Raw genomic sequence first — 21,859 nt, 5'->3', positions numbered from 1 at the left:
GTTATTCCGGACGACGGGCGGCGATTGCGTAGTTGACCGACAGATCACGCCCCGAAAGGCTCCAGCCCCAGGTCAGCGGATTGAAAACCATTCCGCGCGCATCGACCGGCTGCAATTTCGAATCACCCATCATGCCCGACAATTCCTCTGGCGTAATGAAACGGTTCCAGTCATGAGTGCCCTTTGGCAGCCAGCGCATGATCCACTCGGCACCAATGATCGCGGCGCCAAAACTTTTCGCGGTGCGGTTCAGGGTCGAGATCACTGCCAGCCCACCCGGGCGCAGCAAATCACGACAGGTCGAAACGAACGCAGCCGGATCGGCCACATGTTCGACAATTTCCAATGCGAGCACGACATCGAATTCCTCACCCATCCCGGCAAGAGCTTCGGCCGTCGTGGCGCGATAATCGATGTCCAGCCCCTGTTGTTCCGCATGAAGCGAAGCAACGGCGATATTCCCTTCGGCGGCGTCCGCGCCAACAACCTTCGCGCCAAGCCGGGCCATGGGCTCTGCGATCAGCCCGCCACCGCAACCTATATCGAGAATACGCAGCCCCTCGAATGGCCGGAGGCTGCGCCGCTCCAGTCCGAATTCCGCCGCAATCTGCGATAAGATATAGTCGAGACGAACCGGATTCATCATGTGAAGCGGCTTGAACTTGCCCTTCGGATCCCACCATTCCTGTGCCATCGCCTCGAACTTGACGATCTCGGCAGGGTCGATGCTTGTCATGTTGGCTCCTTCTGGCGAGTTCCGGCAGTTGGGCTTATAATCCGTTCATGGACAGATTGTCAGAACAAATCGCTTACTCATCGGGGCGCCTTTATCCCGCGACCGAACCATATGAACGGCGAATCGTCGATACCGGCGACGGACACCGTCTGTATGTCGAGGAATGCGGCAAACCCGATGGCCAGCCGGTCATCGTTCTCCATGGCGGGCCGGGCGGCGGATGCAGCCCCTATATGCGCCGTTTCTTCGATCCGGATCATTACCGCGTCATATTGTTCGATCAACGCGGTTGCGGCCGCTCGCGTCCTGCGGCCTCGGTGCAGGACAATACGACCGCACATCTGATCCGGGACATCGAACAGATTCGCAGTTTGCTGGGAATCGGTTCAGCCCTGCTGTTCGGGGGAAGCTGGGGGGCAACCCTTGCGCTGGCATATGCGCAGGCCCATCCCAAACGGGTATCTGGGTTGATTTTGCGCGGCGTGTTCCTTGGCCGGCAGACCGAGCTGGATTGGTTCTATGGCGGCGGTGCCGGACGGTTCTTTCCCGATCTCTGGGCGCGCTTTTGCGATCCGATTCCGGAAACCGAACGCAATGACATGATCGCCGCATATCATCGCCGCCTTTTCTCTGACGATCTGGGGCAACAATCGCGCTATGCGCTCCCGTGGCTTATGTGGGAAAACGCGCTGGCCGGATTGCAGAACCAGTCAGGCGGGCACGCGCCAACAGAATATGCGCGGGCCTTTGCCCGGCTGGAGAATCACTATTTCGCCAATGGCTGCTTTCTGGACGAAGGTCAGCTTTTGCGTGACCGCGACCTGATCGCCCATCTGCCCGCGGTGATCGTTCAGGGCCGCTATGACATGGTCTGCCCGCCGCTCTCTGCCTGGGAGCTTGCGCAAGGCTGGGAGCGGTGTGAGCTGCGATTGATTCCCGCCTCGGGCCACGCCCTGTCCGAGCCGCGCATCACGCAGGAACTGATCAGGGTCATGGATGCCATCCGCGAGGGGCTTTTCGCCAATTCGCATTAACGCGGAGCGCTGTAGACAGCTGCCCAGAAATGCGTCTTCCCATCCGATCCGATCGCATGGCCGATACCAAAATCCCGCATCTGGGGAATCAGGACATTGTCCAGATGTTTCGATGATGAGTTCCATTCATGCAGCGCCCGGTTCAGGTCGAACGGGCCGGCGGCGATATTTTCAGCCGTCAGCATCGGCCTGTAACCCAGCGCCTTGACGCGCGCGCCCGGCCCAGAAGATGAACTGCCATTATGGGTCATGCGGCCGCGTTTCGCCATGTCGCAGGCATGTTCGGCCGCTGCCCGAGCCAGAACCGCATTCGGGCGAACCCCGGGCAATCCGGCCCTGGCACGCGCGATATTCGTCGCCTCCGCGCCGACCCGGTTACTGGTTTCGGATGTCACGACACATCGAGCATCGCCCGCCGCCACAGCCTGTACACCATGTGGATCACTGCGATCGACGCCTGAAGATGGAGCTGCACAGGCAGCGGCCAGCAGGCAAAGCGCGAGTATGGTGTGTCTTGCAGTCTGCATCGTGATATCCGTCATTTTTCGGAACCCTATCCCGGATTCGCTTACCAGATACTTAACAATCCCGTATCTATCCGGGCAATAGACAGCGCCCTTGCACATTTGGCCGAACCGGAATATATACCCGTTTGACAGCGGCGCAGGCTTCCACCCCCTGCCCCGACCGGAAGTTTCGCACGGGCCCGCTGAAGGCCCGTTTTTTGTATCCAAAGGGAAGCCATGTCCAACGACCTGATCGCCAAGACCGCCATCGACCGGCGCCTTGCCGAGATCATCGCCCCGGTGATCGAGGATCTTGGCTTCGAATTGATTCGCGTGCGGCTTCAGGGCGGCAAGCAGGCGACCCTGCAGATCATGGCCGACCGGCCGGAGGGCGGTATCAATGTGGATGATTGCGGCGATATCTCTGTCGCGGTAAGCGCCACGCTGGATGTCGAAGACCCGCTTGAGGAAGCCTATCACCTGGAGGTCAGCAGCCCCGGCATCGACCGTCCGTTGACCCGGCTGAAGGATTTCGAGACGTTCGAAGGCTACGAGGTCAGGCTGGAGACCAACCAGCAGATTGACGGCCGCAAACGCTGGAAAGGCGTATTGGCTGGCGTCGAAGGCGACGAGGTCTTGCTGAATATCGAAGAAGGCGGTGAGATTCAGACCATCGGGCTGCATCTCGACTGGTTGTCGGATGCCAAGCTGGTGCTGAGCGACGATCTGATCCGTGAAATGCTGCGTCAGAAGAAGGAAGCCGGTGTCGAGATCGGCAATCTGGACGAATCCGCTTTTGACGAAATCGAAACAGAAGATGATGGCGCAGGCCGCGCCGATGACCCAAGGAGTAAGTGATGGCGATCACCTCTGCCAATCAGTTGGAACTGCTGCAAACCGCCGAGGCCGTGGCACGCGAGAAGATGATCGAGCCCGAACTCGTCATCGAAGCGATGGAGGATAGCCTCGCCCGTGCCGCCAAATCCCGCTATGGCGCCGAGATGGATATCCGGGTGAAGATCGACCGCAAGACGGGCAATGCAAGCTTCACGCGCGTCCGCACCGTGGTCGAGGACGACGCGGTCGAGAATTACCAGGCCGAACTGACCGTCGAGCAGGCCCGCCCCTATCTGGACAACCCGCAGGTTGGCGACGTGATCGTGGATGAAGTTCCGCCGGTGGAACTGGGACGAATCGCCGCTCAGTCTGCCAAGCAGGTGATCCTGCAGCGCGTCCGCGAGGCCGAACGCGACCGTCAGTATGAAGAATTCAAGGATCGCGCCGGCACCATCATCAACGGCGTCGTCAAGCGCGAGGAATACGGCAATATCATCGTCGATGTCGGCCGTGGCGAGGCGGTGCTGCGCCGCAATGAGAAGATCGGCCGCGAAAGCTATCGCCCGAACGACCGGATCCGCGCCTATGTCAAGGATGTGCGCCGCGAAACCCGCGGTCCGCAGATCTTCCTGTCGCGCACCGACCCGCAATTCATGGCGGAACTGTTCAAGATGGAAGTGCCGGAAATCTATGACGGCATCATCGAGATCAAGGCCGTGGCCCGCGATCCCGGCTCGCGTGCGAAGATCGCTGTGATCAGCTATGACAATTCCATCGATCCGGTCGGTGCCTGCGTCGGTATGCGCGGCAGCCGGGTTCAAGCAGTTGTCGGCGAATTGCAGGGCGAAAAGATCGACATCATCCCCTGGAACGAGGATCAGGCAACCTTCCTTGTGAACGCCCTGCAACCGGCCGAGGTCAGCAAGGTCGTGTTCGACGAGGATGGCGGCAGGATCGAGGTCGTGGTGCCGGATGAACAACTTTCCCTTGCCATTGGCCGTCGCGGCCAGAACGTGCGGCTGGCAAGCCAGTTGACGGGACTGGATATCGACATCCTTACCGAGGAAGAAGAATCCAAGCGCCGTCAGGCCGAATTCAACACCCGCACCCAGATGTTCATGGACGCGCTTGATCTGGATGAATTCTTCGCCCAGCTTCTGGTCGCCGAAGGCTTTACCGATCTGGAAGAGGTCGCCTATGTCGAGCAAGGCGAATTGCTGACCATCGACGGTGTCGACGAAAGCACGGCAGAAGAACTTCAGGCCCGTGCCCGCGACGTTCTGGAGGCCCGCAACAAGACTGCTCTTGAAAATGCCCGGGCGCTTGGGGTCGAGGATTCGCTGGTTGAATTCGAGGGCCTCACTCCCCAGATGATCGAGGCATTGGCCAAGGACGGCATCAAGACGCTGGAAGATTTCGCCACCTGCGCCGATTGGGAGCTTGCCGGTGGCTGGACCACGGTTGACGGGCAACGCGTCAAGGATGAAGGGCTGCTGGAGCCATTCGACGTCTCGCTGGAAGAGGCGCAGCATCTGGTCATGACGGCCCGTGTCAGCCTTGGCTGGGTCGATCCTGCCGAGCTTGAAACGGCCGCGGAAGAAACCGAAACCGACGAGGAGGCCGGGGCCTGACCGCCCCGGATCTGGCAAGGCCGTGAGCCGAGGCGGGCGGGATAAATCGCGCGAGCAGCCCGAGCGGCGTTGCATCGTCACCGGCGAGGTACAGCCCAAGCCCGGGCTGATCCGCTTCGTCGTGGGGCCGGACAACATTATTGTGCCGGATCTGGCGGAAAAATTGCCGGGTCGCGGTATCTGGGTTGCAGCCGATCGCGCGGCGCTTGAAAAGGCCGCAACGAAGGGATTGTTCTCCCGCGCCGCCAGGGCGCAGGTGAAAGCCCCCGAGGATCTGGCCGGGTTGGTTGAAACCGCCCTTGCGCGGCGTGTGGTCGAGCTGGTTTCGCTTGCCCGCAAGTCCGGCAATGCGGTAGCGGGGTTTGAAAAGGTAAAGGGTTGGCTGGCGGATGGCAGGGCAAAGGTTCTTCTGCAGGCCAGCGATGGCTCAGAACGCGGAAAGGGCAAGCTGTGGACACCGACAGGCGGTCGATGGTTCGGTTGCCTGACCGCATCAGAATTGGGTTTGTCCTTCGGGCGCGATCATGTCATACACGGCGCGCTTGCGGCGGGTGGCCTGACGGACAAGGTGATCTTGGAAGCCGGCAGACTAACGGGTCTGCGCGGGCATGACGGCGGCAATACGGCGGCCGGGAAGGAATGAAGACGCAGATGAGCGATAACGACGGTAAAAAGACACTTGGCCTTGGCGGCGGCAGTCGTCCGGGACAGGTCAAACAAAGTTTCAGCCATGGCCGCACCAAGAATGTGGTCGTGGAAACCAAGCGCAAGCGCGTCATGGTGCCCAAGCCGGGTGCCACGCAATCCGGTCCCGGCGACAAGGGTAAAGCCGGAGGCGGCAAGTCCGGGGGTACCTCCTCCAAACGACCGGCAGGAATTTCGGATGCCGAAATGGAGCGCCGCCTGAAGGCTCTGGCTGCCGCCAGAGCCCGCGAGGCAGACGAGACAGCCGCCCGCGAAGCCGATGAAAAGGCCCGCGAGGAAGAGCGTGAGCGCCGCCGGGCCGAGATCGAAGAGAAAGCGCGCCAGGAGCGTGAACGCGAAGAAGCCTTGAAGGTCAAGGCCGAAGAAGAAGCGCGTGCCGCCCGCGAAGCGGAAGAACTGGCCAAGCGCAAGGCCGAGCCGAAAAAAGAAACGCCGGCACCGAAGGCGAAACCGGCAGCGGTTGCACCGCCTGCGCCTCCTCAGGATCAGGCTGCCATCGAAGCCGCAGCGTCCCGTGCTGAAACCAAGGGTGTCTCTGCCGCGGGTCCGCGCAAGGGCGATCGCGATCGTCCCGACCGGGGCAATGATCGCGATGTACGCAGCAAGACCGGACGCGACGACAATCGTCGCTCGGGCAAGCTGTCGCTTTCTCAGGCGCTTGAGGGCGAAGGCGGGCGCCAGCGCAGTCTTGCCGCCATGAAGCGCAAGCAGGAACGGGCGCGTCAGAAGGCGATGGGGCAGCAACAGCGGGCCGAAAAGGTCGCGCGTGAAGTGCAGCTTCCCGAAACCATCGTCGTTCAGGAACTGGCGAATCGGATGGCCGAGCGTGCCGCCGATGTCATCAAATCGCTGATGAATATGGGCATGATGGTGTCGATCAACCAATCCATCGACGCCGATACCGCAGAACTTGTGATCGAGGAATTCGGCCACAGGACAGTGCGTGTCAGCGACTCGGATGTTGAACAGGTTATTGATACGGTCGAAGACAAGCCCGAGGATCGGCAGTCGCGTCCGCCGGTCATTACCATCATGGGCCATGTCGATCACGGCAAGACCTCGCTTCTGGACGCGATCCGCAAGGCCAATGTCGTCTCGGCCGAAGCTGGCGGAATCACCCAGCATATCGGCGCCTATCAGGTGAAGACCGATTCGGGCAGCGTGCTGACCTTCCTCGACACGCCCGGTCACGCCGCGTTCACCTCGATGCGGGCACGTGGTGCCAATGTGACGGATATCGTCGTTCTGGTGGTTGCCGCCGATGATGCGGTGATGCCGCAGACCATCGAGGCGATCAATCATGCCAAGGCCGCCAAGGTGCCGATGATCGTTGCCATCAACAAGATCGACAAGCCCGAGGCCGATCCCGACAAGGTGCGTACTTCATTGCTACATCAGGAGGTGATCGTCGAGAAACTCTCTGGTGACGTGCAGGATGTCGAGGTTTCCGCGGCGACCGGTCAGGGTCTGGATGAATTGCTGGAAGCCATTGCGCTGCAGGCGGAAATTCTTGAACTGAAGGCCAATCCCGCGCGCGCTGCTCAGGGTGCGGTGATTGAGGCGCAGCTTGACGTCGGCCGCGGCCCCGTCGCGACGGTTCTGATCCAGAACGGCACCTTGCGGCGCGGCGATATTTTCGTCGTTGGCGAGCAATGGGGCAAGGTCCGTGCCCTTATCAACGATCAGGGTGAACGTGTGGAGGAAGCCGGACCTTCGGTTCCGGTGGAGGTCCTGGGCCTTAACGGCACGCCCGAGGCCGGCGATGTTCTGAACGTCGTCGAAACCGAGGCACAGGCTCGCGAAATTGCGGATTATCGCAGTCAGCAGGCCAAAGACAAACGTGCCGCCGCCGGTGCTGCGACCACGCTTGAGCAGCTTATGGCGAAGGCCAAGGCCGATGAGAGCGTTGCAGAGCTTCCGGTGGTGGTGAAGGCCGATGTGCAGGGCTCTGCCGAAGCCATCGTTCAGGCGCTTGAAAAGATCGGCAATGATGAAGTCCGTGTCCGCGTCATCCATTACGGTGTCGGCGCGATCACCGAATCGGATATTACTCTGGCCGAAGCGTCGCAAACCCCGGTTATCGGTTTCAATGTCCGCGCAAATGCTCCGGCCCGGAATGCGGCCAACCAGAAGGGTGTCGAGATCCGCTATTACTCGATCATCTATGATCTGGTCGATGATATCAAAGCCGCCGCCTCGGGTCTGTTGTCCGCCGAAGTCCGCGAAAACTTCATCGGCTATGCCGAAATCAAGGAAGTGTTCAAGGTCACCGGCGTCGGCAAGGTTGCTGGTTGTCTTGTGACCGAGGGCGTGGCGCGGCGTTCCGCGGGTGTCCGCCTGCTGCGCGACAGCGTTGTGATCCACGAAGGCACGCTGAAGACACTCAAGCGCTTCAAGGATGAAGTGAAAGAGGTTCAGTCCGGCCAGGAATGCGGCATGGCCTTCGAGAATTACGATGATATCCGCACAGGAGATGTCATCGAAATCTTCGAACGCGAAGAGGTCGAACGCAACCTGTAACGCCGTCCTGATACGACAACATTAAAAAAAGGGGCCTGCAGAGGCCCCTTTTTCCGTTCAGAAATCACCCGGTTCCGCCCGCCGAGAGGGGCCTCCGCCCGGTATTTCGCCCCTTACAACCACATCTGTAGAGCCGCGATCAAAGGGATATCTGCGGGTGGCATCGGGTAATCGCGCAATTGCTTCGCCCCCACCCATTTCAATGCCTGCCCTTCCTGCGGGTGGACCACACCTTTCCATTTGCGGCAGGCGAATAGCGGCATCAGAAGATGAAAATCCTCATAGCTGTGGCTGGCGAATGAAAGCGGCGCAAGACAGGATGCCCATGTATCGATGCCCAGCTCTTCCTGCAATTCGCGGATCAGGGCCGCTTCCGGCGTTTCCCCCGGTTCGACCTTGCCGCCGGGAAATTCCCACAGACCGGCCATGGATTTCCCCTCTGGGCGCTGCGCAAGAAGTACGCGCCCATCGGGATCGATCAAAGAGACCGCAGAAACAAGAACCGTCTTCACGAGCGATAATCGGCGTTGATATCGATATAGCCATGGGTCAGATCACAGGTCCACATGGTCTGCGCGCCCTGCCCCATCCCCATATCGACAGCGATCAGGAGTTCCTGGTTCTTCATATAGGCACTGGCTGCCTGTTCGTCATAATCAGGCGCACGCCAGCCGTTCTCGGCAAGCACCATATCGCCAAAACGAATTGTCAGCCTGTCGCGATCCGCAGCCGCACCGGATTTGCCGACCGCCATGACGATACGCCCCCAATTCGCGTCCTCACCGGCGATAGCGGTCTTGACCAGCGGCGAATTGGCAATAGCAGAGGCGACCTTGTGCGCATCCTCATCCGAAGCGGCGCCGGTCACCCGGATCTCGACGAATTTCGTCGCCCCCTCGCCGTCACGCACGACAAGATGCGCAAGTTCCCGCATGACTCCATGCAGCGCCCTGGTGAAGGCCCGTCCCGCCGGATCGTCAAGTGAGAGGATTTCCGCCGCCGGGCTTTGGCCGGTCGCGGCAAGAAGCAGCGCATCCGAGGTGGATGTATCGCTGTCGACGGTAATCGCGTTGAAGCTTGATCCAAGCCCCCCCGTCAAAGCATCCTGCAGCAATGGCGCGGAAATTTTCGCATCGGTGAAGATATAGACCAGCATCGTTGCCATATCGGGCGCGATCATCCCCGAGCCCTTGGCGATACCGGTAATGCGTATCTCGCCCCCTTCTGCGGCAATTACGGCAGATGCCCCCTTGGGGAAGGTGTCCGTGGTCATGATGGCACGCGCCGCGTCGGCGGCACCCGCAGGATCGAGTCTGCCAACCAGATCAGAGATCGAGTCTACGATCCGCTCATGTGGCAGCGGTTCGCCGATTACCCCGGTCGAGGAAGAATAGACATTGGTCGCGGGAAGGCCCAGCGCCAGGGCGACCGCGCCGGTCACCGCATCAACGGATTCCTGCCCGCGCGCGCCCGTAAAGGCATTGGCATTGCCGGAATTCACGATGATCGCCGCGCCGTCGGGGGCGTCGCCGCCCCCGGCCAGCTTGGCCTGATTGTCCAGCACACAGGCCGCGCGGGTGGCCGAGCGAGTAAACACTCCGGCGATCTGCGCCCCCTTGGCGATGCGGATCAGGGTCAGATCGGTGCGACCCTGATATTTCACCCCTGCCGCAGCAGAGGCGAATTCCACACCAGCGATCCGGGGCAGATCAGGGAAAGACGCAGGCGCCAGAGGCGATACGGTAATCCCGGCCTTACCCATGATTATTCGGCCTCCAGCAATTCGACCTTGTTGATCAGGGTCGGATCGATGCCTTCAGTCTTTTCGATATCGGCTTCACTCGTCAGCCGCTCGATCTCGCCTTCGATCTTCTCGCGCTGGACAAGTTGCACAAGCTGATCGCGCACCTCTTCGAGTTTCGGCGCTTCTTTCACGCGCGTGTCGTTCAGCTTGATGACGTGCCAGCCGAAATCGGTCTTGATCGGATCCGAAATCTGGCCCGCTTCCATGGCGGCGACGGCTTCAGAGAAGGCCGGAACCATCTGATCGGCGGTGAACCAGCCCAGATCGCCCTGGTTCGGGCCGCTGGGGCCGGTCGAATATTCCTCGGCCAGTTCGCCGAATTCGCCGCCGTCATCCAGCTTTTTCTTCACTTCAAGCGCTTTTTCCTCGGAATCAACAAGGATATGCGCGGCGGAATATTCTGTCTGCGGTTCGGCGTCGGCAAAAAGCTTGTCATAGGACGCCTGCAATTCCTCATCCGTGGGTTCTGCTTGTGACAGGCCCTCGACAGCCTCGGATGCCAAGGCACTACGGCGTTGCAGTTCAAGCTGCGCGCGAACGCTGGCCGTCTCTTTGCCGCTCGCGGAAACGGCGGCCTGACGGATAAGCTCATCCAGCAGAACGTCCCACATCGCCTGATCCGGCAGATCCTGCATCTGGGGATTATCTTGCACGGATTGCTTCATCACGATCATCTGGCCCAATGTGATCGTCTGATCATTCACGGTCGCCACGACGGTTTCGGCATCGCCATCCTGCGTGGCTGCTGTTTCGCTGTCCTGCGCCGATTCCGCTTCGCTGCTTTCGGCGGGCGCTGCTTCGTTCTGTGCGGGTTCTGCTTCGCTGTTCTGTGCGGGTTCGGCATTGTTGTCCTGCGCAAGCGCGGCAACAGGCAGCGCGGCAGGCGCCGCAATCACGAAAGCGGCCAGAATGGAATGTTTAAGCATAGAACTCCCTTTGTATAATATGCCCTCCTCCCGTGCGGAAAAGGGCCAGCGTTGACAGTCCGGCGGGCTAGGCATACATCCCACCTAACTCAGAAAGGTGCCGCCGCGCTTCAACCAGACCCTGATAGGACAACGCGGCGGGTGCGGGCAAGTGGCCCTACTATCACAGCCTTTCCCAACAATGTGAATGCGAAGGTAACATGCTCGGCATCGGAACTCTGGCGAAAAAGGTCTTTGGCACGCCGAATGACCGCAAGGTGAAATCGACCCGCAGTCTGGTCGCGCAGATCAATGCTCTGGAAGAAGGGTACAAGGCGCTCTCCGACGAGGGACTGGTCGAGAAGACCCATGAATTCCAGGAACGGGTTCGAAACGGGGAAAGCCTTGACGCAATCCTCCCGGAAGCCTTCGCAAACTGTCGAGAAGGCGCACGCCGGGCACTTGGTCTGCGGGCGTTCGATACGCAGCTGATGGGCGGGATTTTCCTGCATCAGGGCAATATCTCGGAAATGAAGACAGGCGAGGGCAAGACGCTGGTCGCCACCTTTCCCGCCTATCTGAACGCGCTTACCGGCCGGGGTGTGCATATCGTCACGGTCAACGACTATCTGGCCAAGCGCGACGCCGAATGGATGGGCAAGGTTTATCGCCAGTTGGGCATGACCTGCGGCGTCGTCTATCCTTTCCAGCAAGAGGCCGAGAAGCGCGTCTCTTATGCCTCCGATGTCACCTATGCCACGAATAACGAACTGGGCTTCGACTATCTGCGCGACAATATGAAGGGCAGCGTCGAGGAAATGCTTCAGCGCGGGCATTATTTTGCCATCGTGGACGAGGTCGACTCGATCCTGATCGACGAAGCGCGAACGCCGCTGATCATTTCCGGCCCGTCGCAGGACCGATCCGAGCTTTACAAAGTTCTGAACAGCTATATTCCCCAGTTGACCGAAGAACATTTCAAGCTGGATGAAAAGACCCGCAATGCCACCTTTACCGAGGAAGGCAACGAGTTTCTGGAACAGAAACTGCAGGCGGATGGTGTCTTGCCTGAAGGTCAGACCCTGTATGATCCTGAATCGACCACCATCGTGCATCACGCCAGTCAGGCCCTGCGGGCACACAGGCTGTTCATGAAGGATCAGCATTACATGATCCGCGACGGCGAGGTGGTACTGATCGATGAATTCACCGGCCGGATGATGAAGGGCCGCCGCTTGTCGGACGGGCTGCATCAGGCGATCGAGGCCAAGGAGGGTGTGGATATCCAGCCAGAGAACGTCACTCTGGCCAGCGTGACCTTCCAGAACTATTTCCGTCTTTACGAAAAACTGGCCGGCATGACCGGGACCGCCTCGACCGAGGCGGATGAATTTGCCGAAATCTACAAACTGGGTGTGGTGGAGGTTCCGACCAACCGCCCCATCGCCCGCGTGGATGAGCATGACCGGGTGTATCGTACAGCGGCCGAGAAATACGCCGCCGTGATCGAGGCCATCAAGGAGGCCCATACCAAGGGTCAGCCGATGCTTGTCGGGACCACCAGCATCGAGAAATCCGAGATGCTTTCCGAATTGCTGAAAAAAGACGGTATTCCTCACAATGTGTTGAACGCCCGTCAACACGAGGCCGAAGCGCAGATTGTCGCCGATGCGGGCAAGCCGGGAACCGTGACGATCGCCACCAACATGGCTGGCCGCGGCACCGACATCCAGCTTGGCGGCAATGTCGAGATGAAGGTCCTGGATGCGCTGCGCGCCGATCCTGAAGCGGATCCCGATGCCCTGCGCGAGAAGATCGAGGCCGATCACGAATCCGACAAGCGGAAGGTGCTGGAAGCCGGCGGGCTGTTCGTGCTTGGCACCGAACGCCATGAAAGCCGCCGTATCGACAACCAGCTTCGCGGTCGCTCGGGCCGTCAGGGCGATCCCGGCCGCTCGTTGTTCTTCCTGTCGCTCGAGGATGACCTGATGCGGATTTTCGGATCCGAGCGTCTGGACAAGGTGCTGTCCGGTCTTGGCATGAAGGACGGAGAAGCCATCATTCACCCCTGGGTCAACAAATCGCTGGAACGCGCCCAGGCCAAGGTCGAGGGGCGCAATTTCGACATCCGCAAGCAATTGTTGAAATTCGACGATGTGATGAACGATCAGCGGAAGGCGATTTTCAGCCAGCGGCGCGAAATCATGGACAGCGACGAGGTCGGCGAGATCGCCACCGATATGCGCCATCAGGTCATCGAGGATCTGATCTTCGACTATATGCCGCCCAAATCCTATGCCGATCAATGGGATGTCGACGGCCTGACGGCGGCGGTCCGCGAGCGGCTGAACATGGATCTGCCGATCGGCGAATGGGCCGAAGAGGAAGGCGTCGACCAAGAGGTCATGCAAGAGCGGATCATCGAGGAAACCGACCGTTACATGACCGAAAAGACGGAAGCATTCGGCGTCGAGAACATGCGGAAGATCGAAAAGCAGGTCTTGTTGCAGATGATCGATCAGAAATGGCGCGACCACTTGCTGACACTGGAACATCTGCGCTCGGTCGTGGGTTTCCGGGGCTATGCCCAGCGCGATCCTCTGGCGGAATACAAGACCGAAGGTTTTCAGCTTTTCGAAAGCCTGCTGGATAGTCTGCGCGGCGATGTGACCCAGCAGCTCGCCCAGATTCGCCCCCTGACCGATACCGAGCGTGAAGAAATGCTGCGCCAGATGGAAGATCAGCAGAAGGCGCGGCAGGAACATCTGACGATGGAGAGTGGGGCCGGCACCCAATCCGGCGATGGCGCAGACCGGCCGGAACCACTGCTTGCGGGCTTCGACGAGAACGATCCTTCGACATGGGGCGACCCGTCGCGCAATGATCCCTGCCCTTGCGGTTCAGGCAATAAATTCAAGCATTGCCACGGGGCGATCTGATCCCCCGGAACGCTGGCACTTTCTCTGCCGGGCCCTCGGCTTCCGCCTGAAATGCCGGGCAACCGGCTTCTACTCTGAATCATCTTGGGAAATTCTTCACCCTTCTGTTATTGATTGGCGTAAAGGATGGTCTGAAGCTTTCCTGCCGTCTTCCGGTCGGGATTACGGCATGGTTGGTCTTGGCGGCATATGAGCAAGTTGCGCGCGGGTTGATGGTGAAGTGAACATGCGAACGAGTGTTGGATCCGGCCCGCATAACGGCAGGAAAGAACTTCGCCATGCGGGATCTGCGGGGTTTTCGCTGCTGGTTTCCGTCGGGCTATTCTCGACGGTGGTGAACCTGCTGATGCTGACCGGACCGCTTTTCATGCTGCAGGTCTATGACCGTGTCCTGTCCTCGCGCTCGGTCGAAACTCTGACGGCGTTGTTCGTTCTGGTGGCATTCCTGTTCCTGTTCATGGGAGTACTCGATCTGGCGCGCAACCGCGTGATGCTTCGGATCGCGGCACGCTTTCAGAACCGGATGGAGCCACGCGTATTCGATGCCGCCCTGCGGGAAGGCGCCAGGGCCGGGGGTGATCCTTCGGCGACGGCGAGCGGATTGCGCGATCTGGATGCGGTGCAGCGTTTTGTCGGTTCTCCGGTCATGCTGGCCCTGTTCGATCTGCCATGGGCACCTATATTTCTTGCATCGGTCTATATCTTTCATCCGCTTCTGGGTGTGGTGGCCACGATCGGCGGCGTGCTGCTGGTCATGTCCACGATCGCCAATCGCATTCTCTCCAAGGCGCCTTTGCGGGATTCGGTGATCTCCGCCAATCAGGCACAGCGCATGGCTGACCTGTATTACAATGAGGGAGAGGTGATTGCGGCACTTGGCATGCGCGGGGCGACCTTCACCCGATGGCGCAAGGCACGAACGGAGGCGCAGGATCATTCTGTAAGAGGCGCCGATCTCTCTGCGGTCTTCACGGTCTTTTCCCGCAGTTTTCGCCTGTTCCTGCAAAGCGCAATTCTGGCAGCGGGGGCCTGGCTCGTCCTGCGTCAGGAACTGACCCCGGGCGCGATGATCGCCTCGTCGATCATGATGGGCCGTGCGCTAGCCCCGGTTGAACAACTGATCGGCGGCTGGTCGTTATTTCAGGCCGCGCAGGATGGGCGCGAACGGCTGTCCCTGCTGCTGAGCAAGCAGCCCCCGCTGCCACCACAGACCCCGCTGCCCCGGCCGCCTGCACGGATCGAGGCGCGGCAGGTCAGCGTCATTCCGCCCGGACAGGATTCCCCTGCCCTGCGCAGCGTCAGTTTTAGCCTTGAGCCGGGGCAGGCATTGGGTGTGATCGGCCCTTCCGGTGCGGGCAAGTCGACATTGGCGCGCGCCCTGATCGGTGCATGGCCACTTGCAGGCGGCGCGATCAGGCTGGGCGGCGCGACGCTGGATCAGTATCAACCGGATGTGCTGGGGAATCTGATCGGTTATCTGCCCCAGCAAGTGACATTGTTCGATGGAACCATTGCCGAGAATATCGCCCGTCTCTCGCCAGATCCCGATTCCGACCGGGTCGTCAGCGCGGCACAGGCCGCAGCGGCCCATCAGATGATCCTTGATCTGCCGAAAGGCTATGACACGCGGGTCAGCCAGATCGGCGGGCGCTTGTCCGGAGGTCAGGTCCAGCGGATCGGACTTGCCCGCGCACTTTATCCCGATCCTGTACTGCTGGTGCTGGATGAGCCTAACTCTAATCTCGACAATCAGGGTTCCGAGGCGCTTAATCTCGCCATCCGGCGGGTCAAGGCGCAAGGCGGATCAGTTGTGATCATGGCGCACCGGCCTGCCGCGATCACCCAATGCGAAACGCTGTTGGTCCTGGAACATGGCACCCGCAGAGCGTTGGGACCACGCGACACGGTACTGCGGGAGATGGTGCAGAACTCGGCGCAGATCATGGATGCACATAAAAGCGGCAGCCGGGGGGGCGTGGCGTGACCGACCCGGACAAATATCCCGGCCCGGGTGACAGCATTCCCTGGCCTGATCCGCGGCACTCATCGAAGGCTGCCAGCGACACGGAACAGCCATCTGCCCCCGCCCGGGGATCGCCGCCGCCGCCCGCTCCGGCGGTCGCGGCCGATCCGGCGCGTTGGTCCGTGCGCGCCCCGCTATTGCTGGGCTTCTTTGCCCTGATCCTACTATTCGGCGGTTTCGGCATCTGGGCCACGCAAAGCCGTATCGCGGGGGCAGTCGTGGCATCCGGTCAGGTCGAGGTCGAGCAACAGCGGCAGGTTGTGCAGCATCCGGATGGCGGCGTCGTGCAGGAAATTCTGGTCAGCGAAGGCGACACCGTAGATGCCGGCCAGGTTTTGCTGCGCCTTGACGGCACGTTGCTGCTGACCGAACTCGTCATCGTCGAAGGCCAGTATTTCGAAATTCTTGCGCGCCGCGGCAGGTTGGAAGCCGAACGGGCAGATGCCGAATCCCCGGAATTCCCGGAGGAGTTGCTTGCGGCGGCCAGGAACGATCCCAAACTTTCCGACCTGATCGCAGGACAGGCAAGCCTGTTTGCCGCCCGCCGCGATACGATGAAGCAATCTCTGGATCAGTTGGCCAAACAATCCGAACAGGTTAATGCCCAGATCGTCGGAATTGACGCACAGCTTGCGGCATTGGCCGAGCAACGGGATTTGATCGCCGAGGAACTGGAGGATCAGCAATCGCTTCTGGATCGCGGGCTTGCGCAGGCTTCACGTGTACTGGCCCTGCGGCGCGAGGCCGCGCGGATCGACGGGCAGATCGGTGAATTGCAGGCAAGCCGCGCGTCGTCGGAAACCCGCCAGACGGAACTGGATGTCGAACGGCTTCGCATGGCTGCCGAGCAGCGCGAAGAGGCAGAGACGCAATTGCGTGATCTGGGCTATCGGGAGTTGGAACTGGCCGAACGCCGCCGCAGCCTGTCTGAGCAGATCAGCCGGCTGGAACTGCGCGCCCCCGCCGCAGGAATCGTTTACGATCTGAAAGTAACGACGCCGCGCTCGGTCATTCGCCCGGCAGAACAACTGATGCATATCATCCCGCAGGACCGGCCGCTGGTTATCGGCGCCCGCATTGCCACGATAAATGTCGACGAAATCAGCCCGGGGCAACCAGTGATCCTGCGCTTTGCCGCATTCTCTTCGCGCACCACACCCGAGATCGACGGCCAGCTTCTGCGTGTGTCCGCGGATGCATTGATGGATGAGGTCACCCAGACGCCCTATTATCGCGCCGAAGTCACGATTCCTCCGCCAGAGCTCGAGAAACTCGGCGAGCTGGATTTGATCCCGGGCATGCCGGTCGAAATCTATATCCAGACAGGGGAACGAAGCCCCATGGCCTATCTGATGAAACCTCTGACCGATTATTTCAACCGGGCCCTCCGCGAAAGCTGACCGTATATCTGGCCGGTGACTGCGGCAGCCGGCGGCGAGGAGGGTTGCTTGTCTTTTATCATCCCTTGCCCCACGCTCCGGATATCGGTCATCAAGGAGGTTTACCATGCTCAGAATCCTGTCCAGGCCCGCAACTCGTCTGGTCGAACGCTGGCTGCCCGACCCATTCATTTTCGTGCTGATTCTGACGCTCGTTGCCGCCATCGCCGCCATCGTTTCAGAGGGCAGCTCGCCGGTCGCACTTGTCGAGATGTGGGGCAGCGGATTCTGGGAACTGCTGGAATTCTCCATGCAGATGCTTCTGGTGCTGGTCACCGGCTTCATTCTGGCCAGTTCTCCGCCGGTTCGGCGGATTCTGGCATCAATTGCCGGACTCGCCTCTGGTCCCGGTTCGGCAATCATTCTCGTGTCGCTGGTCTCACTTGCCGCAAGCTGGCTGAACTGGGGCTTCGGGCTTGTCGTCGGAGCAATCTTCGCCAAGGAACTTGCGCGTCAGATCCGGGTGGATTACCGGCTATTGGTCGCCGCGGCCTATTCGGGCTTCGTTATCTGGCACGGGGGATTGTCTGGCTCGATCCCGCTGACAATTGCGACCGAGGGTCACTTTACCTCCGATCAGATCGGCGTAATTCCGACGTCTCAGACAATCTTTTCGGTCTGGAATCTTGCGATTGTGATCGCGTTGGTCATTGCTGTCCCATTGGTCAACCGCCTGATGTTGCCACTGGAACATGAACAGGTTCTGGTCGATCCGGCGTTGCTGAAAGATGTCGGCGATACGCCGCACCCGGTTTCCGCCATGACCCCGGCCGAGCGGCTGGAGCATAGTTCCGTCCTGACCTGGTTGATCGGAATACCGGGGCTTGTCTGGCTGGGCCTGTATATCATCGGCGGCGGAGGGATTAATCTCAATGTCGTGAATTTCCTGTTCCTGTTCGCCGGGATGGTCTGCCACGGCACGCCCCGCAATCTGCTGAACGCTCTGGATGAAGGGGTTCGCGGAGGCGCAGGGATCGTTATCCAGTTTCCGTTTTACGCCGGGATCATGGCAATCATGACCCAAAGCGGTCTTGCCGCCAGTCTGTCGGAATGGTTCGTGTCCATCTCGACGACCGAGACATTGCCATTCTGGAGCTTTATCAGTGCGGGCATCGTGAATATTTTTGTTCCCTCCGGCGGCGGACAATGGGCGGTTCAGGCGCCGGTCATGCTGCCGGCAGCCGAAGCCCTGGGTGCCGATATCAGCCGCGTTGCGATGGCTGTCGCCTGGGGTGATGCCTGGACAAACCTGCTTCAGCCATTCTGGGCCTTGCCGATGCTGGGAATCGCCGGCCTCAGGGCACGGGACATCATGGGATTCTGCGTCGTGCAATTGCTGATAACCGGGATCATTATCGGGACGCTGCTATACCTGCTATGAACACATGCGGGATCGGCCTCGACATATTGTCGGGGTCATCCTCAAAGCGGATTTTCGAGGAATAAAGTCTAAATAATTGATTTTGCCTTGGTACCCGAGGCCGGACTCGAACCGGCATGGATTGCTCCGGCGGATTTTGAATCCGCTGCGTCTACCATTCCGCCACTCGGGCACTGCGTGACCGGGTAAGGCAATTCGCGTTTCAGTGCAAGTGGTTGTCCGTAGCAATCCCGATTTTTTGTTGTCTTCTGTCGCGATGCGATTCTCCAAAGTTCCCAATGCGGTTCCCACTTTGAGGATTCGTGCTTTGTTCGTTCTGCTGCCTGCTTGGACAGCGTTCTGCGGCTCGCTCGTTTGCGATAATAGGCCACCATTTCGGGCTCTGATTTGTTATGGCTTGGATTTGGGCGTCTGTGCATCCGGACTCTGCCAATCAGATGATGGCCAGCTTACGGAGCCCATGAAAGCTGTAAGGCGCGGCCTTCTCGCCGAGTTCCTTTCGCCACGCCCTGAACTTCCGTTCCACAGAATCGTAGCCAAGAGGCTGCGTCAAGTTCTTTGGGATAACGTAAGCCCCGGAAACAGGCAGTAGATCGAGATAGGTTCTAAGGGGGCGGTTCAGTCCACAGACCCCAGTAGTTTATGCTCAGCCACCTGTCTCAACTGCCAATGCAAGATTTTCAAGCGATGAGTTCAGTCCGACAGCATGTTCCTTGGGTCGAATGCCTGCTGGAACGTTCTCGCAAGCGACCGAAACAGTCGTTACATGACCAGCCTCAGAAAGTGTCCAAGTTTGCTTCATCGCGCCTGCAAAGCTTGGATCAGAGGTATTGAACACCACTCGCTGCACGACCTGCTTTCCTGGCTTAAGATCATCGAATATAACGCGAAATCTATCTTCATATTCGTTCGTTTTGCCAGCAATCACGGGCGAAGCTTCTTCGTGATAGAGGCTCATGACATAATCGCCACCCTTGATCGGGTTGATCTCGTGAACCTTTCCGGTCATCCCTGCAGGAGGCAGCCACTTCTCAAGTAACACCGGGTCAAGAAAGGCGCGATAGATCTCGGCTGCTGAAGCTGAGATTTGCCGCTCTGCGCGGTCGATACGTTCGATAGCCATATCCAATAATTATCACAAATTTCTGCGCCGCAAAAGATGCTGATATGGCCTCTGATCCGCCTTGCGGCAACGCAGCATGTGGTAAACAGCTCTAAACCGCCTCTGCCACCCTTGGAATCGGCAAGGGGCGGCCCAATGCCTGCTGCTCATCGGCAGTGCTCCCGCGACACCCGAGCCCCGAGCTGGGCGCATAGAGGCTGCTCCGAGTCAGCGCGCGCGCCGATAGTGCATCGCGACCACGCCGTTGCGGAGCGGCTTTGCCGAGACCAGCTCGAGCCGTCGCGCACTGGGCAGCCCGTCCCGGTACAGGGTCGGGCCATGGCCGGCGATCCTGGGATGGGCGAGGAACTGATATTCGTCGATCAGATCCAGCCGGTCCAGCTCGGTTGCGAGTTTGCCGCTACCGAGGAGCACGCCGGCCGGAGTCGCGTCCTTGAGCTTTTGTACGCCTGTTCGCAGGTCGTCGGCGATATGGTGGCTGTTGGTCCACGGGAAGGCCGTTCGCGTTGATGACGCCACGTATTTCGGTTTGGCGTCCAGCTTGACTGCCCATTCGCGTATCGCCGTCGGCGCCTCCACGTCGCCGCGGGCGACCGCTGGCCAGTAGCTCTCCATCATCTCGTAGGTGATGCGGCCCCACAGCATCGCTCCGCTTTCGTCCATAAGCCGAGTGAAGAACGCATGCGTCTCGTCATCAGCGATTCCCGCCTCATGATCGATGCAGCCGTCCAGGGTGACGTTTATGCTGAAGGTCAATAATCCCATGCGAGAAGCCTAAACCATCCGCTCGAGAAGACCCAGGGTTATTGCTCGCGGCTGATGTAGGGGCTCTTCGCGGCGATCTCTGCGGCACCATGATATGCTGGCGCGCCGGCATCCAGCTGACGGTGAGGCGGGCGTGGGGAATCGGAGGATTCGCCATAATCCTTGAGAACCTGTCTGCCGATAATGCGCGATTTAACAAACCGCCGGCTTGCTGGGCCATCCGCTCCTGTATCGGACCTATGAACTGTGCAAGCATAGCCGCCAAGACAATTGGAAGCACGAAGGTGCCTGATCAACGGGCTCATTGGCCGGGAGCCGGAAACGCCGGTCTTGACCTTTCCGCCTCGCCGCAATAGCCAATAACCATGATGTTCACGTCCACATTCTTCCCGCGATTCTAAGCGACCCTCGTCGCAGACGCTTCGGCGTCGATTGAATCGTAACGGCTTCGCACCGCGAAAGCTGAAATGGAGGACGTATAATGTCCATTCCCCAAGAAATGGGCCTGACTCCGCATCAGGTCGAAAGTTTCATCAAGGACGGTTTTGTCAAGGTGGAGGATGCCTTTGGTCGCGAGCTCGCCCAAGAGTGCCGCAGCGAGCTGTGGGATGACATCGGCCTGTCCCCGAACCGGCCCGAGACATGGAGCGAGCCGGTCGTTCGTATAGGCTCGAAATCATCGCCACCCTTCGTAGCTGCCGCCAATACACCGCGCCTGCATGCTGCCTATGACAGGCTCGTCGGCGAAGGACGCTGGCGGCGCCCCGCAAGCCTCGGGAGCTTCCCGATCCGCTTTCCCTCGGGCGAAAGCGTCGGAGACGATGGCTGGCATGTAGACATGAGCTACGGGACGGAATCCCCGGACTTCATGGATTGGCGCGCGAATGTCAAAAGTAGTGGACGGGCGCTGCTGATGCTCTTTCTCTTCTCCGACGTCGGCGAGAAGGACGCGCCGACCCGAATACGAAAGGGCTCACATGCCACCATCGCCCGGAAACTTTTGCCGCACGGTGAAGTGGGCATGACACTCGGGCAGCTCTCGGCTGACGGCTATGCATCGACAGCAGATTGCGAGATAGCTCTCGCGACTGGAGAGGCTGGGACGGTCTATCTCTGCCATCCCTTCGTGGTGCATGCTGCCCAGTCGCATCAGGGGACAGAGCCACGGTTCATGGCTCAGCCGCCACTGATACCAAGCATGGAGTTCGATCCGTCACTGCCGCCATCCCCGGTCCAAATCGCCATCCGCAAGGCTTGCGGACTGTCGATTTAGATCGAAGGGGCTCCGGAACCGCAGGACGGTGTCGGAGCCCCGCTATGAATGTCGTGGAAGAGCTCCTTGTGTCCGTCCAGTGCTGCGAGAAGATGCCTTGAGAAGAACAATCTGAATTCCTGTGCCGGATACGATCGCCACCTTGCCGCGGAGTTGCGCCTTGGCCGACTGCGGAACCTGGCGTATCACTTCTTCCCGTGGGTTCATCCGATTGGTTCCCACTACTCCTTCCGGATAC

General features: G+C 59.9%; 17 protein-coding genes and 1 tRNA gene. 10 read left to right on the top strand and 8 right to left on the bottom strand.

Going from position 1 to position 21,859, the window contains the following annotated elements; translation table 11 throughout:
- Position 1: 1 nt before the first annotated feature.
- Positions 2-736 carry a bifunctional 2-polyprenyl-6-hydroxyphenol methylase/3-demethylubiquinol 3-O-methyltransferase UbiG gene (gene ubiG / locus D3P04_RS12045; RefSeq protein WP_119749152.1) on the bottom strand — a complete coding sequence of 245 codons (735 nt, stop codon included), beginning with the start codon at positions 734-736 and terminating at the stop codon, positions 2-4.
- Positions 737-783: 47 nt separating this feature from the next.
- On the opposite strand from ubiG, the gene pip reads away from it, so the two are divergent.
- A complete protein-coding gene (gene pip / locus D3P04_RS12040; protein ID WP_119749150.1) occupies positions 784-1,770 on the top strand; it encodes a prolyl aminopeptidase in 987 nt (328 codons plus the stop codon).
- Here pip and D3P04_RS12035 read toward each other — a convergent pair.
- A complete protein-coding gene (locus tag D3P04_RS12035) occupies positions 1,767-2,312 on the bottom strand; it encodes a CAP domain-containing protein (RefSeq protein ID WP_232844985.1) in 546 nt (181 codons plus the stop codon). The two genes, pip and D3P04_RS12035, sit on opposite strands and share 4 nt — an antisense overlap.
- Before the next feature lie 201 nt (positions 2,313-2,513).
- Between D3P04_RS12035 and rimP the strand changes: the two genes are divergently transcribed.
- From rimP to infB, 4 genes are read left to right on the top strand one after another with little or no spacing between them, the layout of a single operon-like run.
- On the top strand, positions 2,514-3,134 hold the full coding sequence (gene rimP / locus D3P04_RS12030; protein WP_119749149.1) for a ribosome maturation factor RimP: 621 nt from the start codon (positions 2,514-2,516) through the stop codon (positions 3,132-3,134).
- The gene (gene nusA, locus D3P04_RS12025; RefSeq protein WP_119749147.1) at positions 3,134-4,744 is read left to right on the top strand and encodes a transcription termination factor NusA; all 1,611 of its coding nucleotides are present in this window, start codon (positions 3,134-3,136) and stop codon (positions 4,742-4,744) included. Before rimP ends, nusA begins: the two co-directional genes overlap by 1 nt.
- A gap of 22 nt (positions 4,745-4,766) precedes the next feature.
- Complete coding sequence (locus tag D3P04_RS12020) at positions 4,767-5,387, top strand: RNA-binding protein (RefSeq protein ID WP_119749145.1); 621 nt, start codon at positions 4,767-4,769, stop codon at positions 5,385-5,387.
- Positions 5,388-5,395: 8 nt separating this feature from the next.
- Positions 5,396-7,969 (top strand): translation initiation factor IF-2, encoded by a 2,574-nt coding sequence (gene infB, locus D3P04_RS12015; protein WP_119749143.1) that lies wholly within the window; start codon positions 5,396-5,398, stop codon positions 7,967-7,969.
- A 113-nt stretch (positions 7,970-8,082) separates the two neighbouring features.
- Here the strand turns inward: infB and mutT are convergent, their stop codons facing one another.
- The 3 genes from mutT to D3P04_RS12000 are packed head-to-tail and all read right to left on the bottom strand — an operon-like array spanning position 8,083 to position 10,699.
- Positions 8,083-8,481, bottom strand: a complete 399-nt coding sequence (mutT, locus tag D3P04_RS12010) for an 8-oxo-dGTP diphosphatase MutT (protein ID WP_119749141.1) — start codon at positions 8,479-8,481, stop codon at positions 8,083-8,085.
- Entirely contained in the window at positions 8,478-9,731 is a 1,254-nt protein-coding gene (gene argJ / locus D3P04_RS12005) for a bifunctional glutamate N-acetyltransferase/amino-acid acetyltransferase ArgJ (RefSeq protein WP_119749139.1), read from the bottom strand. Before argJ ends, mutT begins: the two co-directional genes overlap by 4 nt.
- A gap of 2 nt (positions 9,732-9,733) precedes the next feature.
- Positions 9,734-10,699, bottom strand: a complete 966-nt coding sequence (locus D3P04_RS12000) for a peptidylprolyl isomerase (RefSeq protein ID WP_232844984.1) — start codon at positions 10,697-10,699, stop codon at positions 9,734-9,736.
- 200 nt (positions 10,700-10,899) lie between these two features.
- Here D3P04_RS12000 and secA point away from each other — a divergent pair, with 200 nt between their 5' ends.
- The 4 genes from secA to D3P04_RS11980 all read left to right on the top strand — a co-directional run bounded on the left by secA (position 10,900) and on the right by D3P04_RS11980 (position 18,460).
- A complete protein-coding gene (secA, locus tag D3P04_RS11995) occupies positions 10,900-13,617 on the top strand; it encodes a preprotein translocase subunit SecA (RefSeq protein ID WP_119749137.1) in 2,718 nt (905 codons plus the stop codon).
- Between the two features lie 226 nt (positions 13,618-13,843).
- Positions 13,844-15,601, top strand: coding sequence for a type I secretion system permease/ATPase (locus tag D3P04_RS11990; RefSeq protein ID WP_119749135.1), 1,758 nt, complete (start codon positions 13,844-13,846; stop codon positions 15,599-15,601).
- A 161-nt stretch (positions 15,602-15,762) separates the two neighbouring features.
- On the top strand, positions 15,763-17,040 hold the full coding sequence (locus D3P04_RS11985; protein ID WP_232844991.1) for an HlyD family type I secretion periplasmic adaptor subunit: 1,278 nt from the start codon (positions 15,763-15,765) through the stop codon (positions 17,038-17,040).
- A gap of 106 nt (positions 17,041-17,146) precedes the next feature.
- Entirely contained in the window at positions 17,147-18,460 is a 1,314-nt protein-coding gene (locus D3P04_RS11980; RefSeq protein WP_119749133.1) for a short-chain fatty acid transporter, read from the top strand.
- A gap of 88 nt (positions 18,461-18,548) precedes the next feature.
- Here D3P04_RS11980 and D3P04_RS11975 read toward each other — a convergent pair.
- The 3 genes from D3P04_RS11975 to D3P04_RS11965 all read right to left on the bottom strand — a co-directional run bounded on the left by D3P04_RS11975 (position 18,549) and on the right by D3P04_RS11965 (position 20,348).
- Positions 18,549-18,632 (bottom strand) — tRNA-Leu (locus tag D3P04_RS11975).
- A 474-nt stretch (positions 18,633-19,106) separates the two neighbouring features.
- A complete protein-coding gene (locus D3P04_RS11970; protein ID WP_119749131.1) occupies positions 19,107-19,583 on the bottom strand; it encodes an SRPBCC domain-containing protein in 477 nt (158 codons plus the stop codon).
- Between the two features lie 207 nt (positions 19,584-19,790).
- A complete protein-coding gene (locus D3P04_RS11965; protein ID WP_119749129.1) occupies positions 19,791-20,348 on the bottom strand; it encodes a dihydrofolate reductase family protein in 558 nt (185 codons plus the stop codon).
- A gap of 481 nt (positions 20,349-20,829) precedes the next feature.
- Here D3P04_RS11965 and D3P04_RS11960 point away from each other — a divergent pair, with 481 nt between their 5' ends.
- Positions 20,830-21,621 carry a phytanoyl-CoA dioxygenase family protein gene (locus tag D3P04_RS11960; protein WP_119749127.1) on the top strand — a complete coding sequence of 264 codons (792 nt, stop codon included), beginning with the start codon at positions 20,830-20,832 and terminating at the stop codon, positions 21,619-21,621.
- The last annotated feature ends 238 nt before the right edge of the window (positions 21,622-21,859 follow it).

It is taken from the genome of Paracoccus onubensis, from assembly GCF_003591515.1.
Lineage (GTDB): Bacteria > Pseudomonadota > Alphaproteobacteria > Rhodobacterales > Rhodobacteraceae > Paracoccus > Paracoccus onubensis.
This window is presented reverse-complemented; position numbering and strand designations above follow the sequence as displayed.